Raw genomic sequence first — 1,937 nt, 5'->3', positions numbered from 1 at the left:
ATAACTTCGGTACAGCAGTAATTTGAGTAACCATATCTTTATTTTTTTGTTCATTTTAAAGATACTCGACTTACTGCTTTTTCATCGATGCTATAAAAAATAGCGGTTTAATCGCTTAATCAAAACAAAATGAATAAATTAAAGGTCATTGTTAAATTGAAACAATAGTGTTTAAAATCCGCTACTTTTCATATACAAGACCGTTAGCTTTAATTTAAAATATTCTTCTTAAGTAAACTTAAATGTTTACTTTTTTTATTTTTTGTAAACATATTTGTTGACTTTTAATTATATTTGTAAACAGTTAGGTTTACTTTTTAACTAAATTGTAAACTTAATTCGATACAAAATTAAAAATAATGAGAAATAAGAAACAGCTTTTAATTGAACAATTGGACCAAAAATTAAAACCTTTTCAAGAAACAGAAATGGTCCTAGTCCCAGATAAAGGATGGGTAAATACCATCAGAACTACACTCAACATGACAATGGCCCAACTTGGGACCAAATTAGGTGTAACTAAACAAGGTGTAAAAAGAATTGAAGAAAGTGAAGCAAAAGGCTCAATATCAATAAACTCCTTAAAAGAAGTAGGTGATGCTTTAGAATTAAAACTTGTTTATGGCTTTGTTCCAAAAGATGGGACCATCGACAATTTAATTAATAATAAAGCTCAAACACTGGCAAGAAAAATTGTATTAAGGACCAACCAAAACATGAAATTAGAGGACCAAGGAATAAGTGATGAAAAAATAAAACAATCAGTAATAGACTTGGCCACAGAAATCAAAAGAGAAATGAGAAAGTCACTATGGGAATAAACTTAAAATATAAAAAAGGACAAACTCCCTTAAATGAAGAAGAAAAAGATGGGCTTTTAATAAAAACCATAACCTTACAAAAAGAATTAGATGAATTTGAACAAATGAACATTGAAAAAGCTGTTGAATGGACCATTCATACGAATTTGAAACAGGATAAAATATTATCTGAAAAATTCATAAAAGAATTACATAAAAAGATGTACGGTCAAGTATGGAAATGGGCAGGAGAATTTAGAAAATCTGAAAAAAATATTGGAATAAAATGGACCCAAATTGGAATCGAATTAAAAAACCTTATTGATGATACCAAATATTGGATTGAAAACAAGACTTATTCTCCTGAAGAAATAGCAATTAGGTTTAAACATAGAATAGTTCAGATTCATTGTTTTCCAAACGGAAATGGTAGACACTCTAGAATGATGGCAGATATAATAATAGAATCCATTTTTGGAAAAGAAATATTTACTTGGAACAAATCGCATATGGTAAAAGCAGATGAAACAAGAGAAAAATACATAACTACATTGAAAGAAGCCGATAATGGTAATATAGGACCTTTAATAGAATTTGCTCTAAATTAAAAAACTAAAGCTAACAATGGCTCCTATGAAAAGCCCTAGTCCAGTTCTCTAAAGTTAATCAATATTTTTTTTTTTGCCTTAAACCACTTTTTTTTCTTTAATATAACTTGCTCCGCATCCTATATGTGATACACCTTTTGTCTTAGGGTTCACCAGCATCTGTATGATTATAAGCTATAATAGACCCGGCCACTTGCTATAAAAATGTGATCCCCGAGTTCTCGGGGCCACCCACGTTGTTTTGTGGTACGGGTCTCTCTACTATTTTGTGAGCTTTGTTATGGTTTGTTTTTTTATCTTTCACTCCAGTACCCCTGTAGCCTTCCCCTTTTTGTAGCCTTACCCTTTTTAGGACAACTCTAAACTCAACAAAATATTTTGAATGACCTCCTCCCATATTATGTACCGGTCAAAAGTAGAGAATCCGGGCTATTTGACCTCCTCCCATATTATGTACCGGTCAAAAGTAGAGAATCCGGGCTATTTTGATTCTTTTCGATATACTCGTTGGGGGACATGTCCCCCAACG

General features: G+C 31.5%; 2 protein-coding genes. Both read left to right on the top strand.

Going from position 1 to position 1,937, the window contains the following annotated elements; genetic code table 11:
• The first annotated feature begins 359 nt into the window (after positions 1 to 359).
• The gene (locus GJ691_RS11280) at positions 360 to 821 is read left to right on the top strand and encodes a mobile mystery protein A (protein ID WP_154366939.1); all 462 of its coding nucleotides are present in this window, start codon (positions 360 to 362) and stop codon (positions 819 to 821) included.
• On the top strand, positions 812 to 1,408 hold the full coding sequence (locus GJ691_RS11275) for a mobile mystery protein B (protein WP_154366937.1): 597 nt from the start codon (positions 812 to 814) through the stop codon (positions 1,406 to 1,408). The genes GJ691_RS11280 and GJ691_RS11275 overlap by 10 nt, the downstream gene beginning before the upstream one ends.
• Positions 1,409 to 1,937: the final 529 nt, after the last annotated feature.

It is taken from the genome of Maribacter luteus, from assembly GCF_009674825.1.
GTDB lineage: Bacteria > Bacteroidota > Bacteroidia > Flavobacteriales > Flavobacteriaceae > Maribacter_A > Maribacter_A luteus.
Note: the sequence above shows the minus strand (reverse complement) of the source record. Positions and strands in the feature narration are given on the sequence as shown.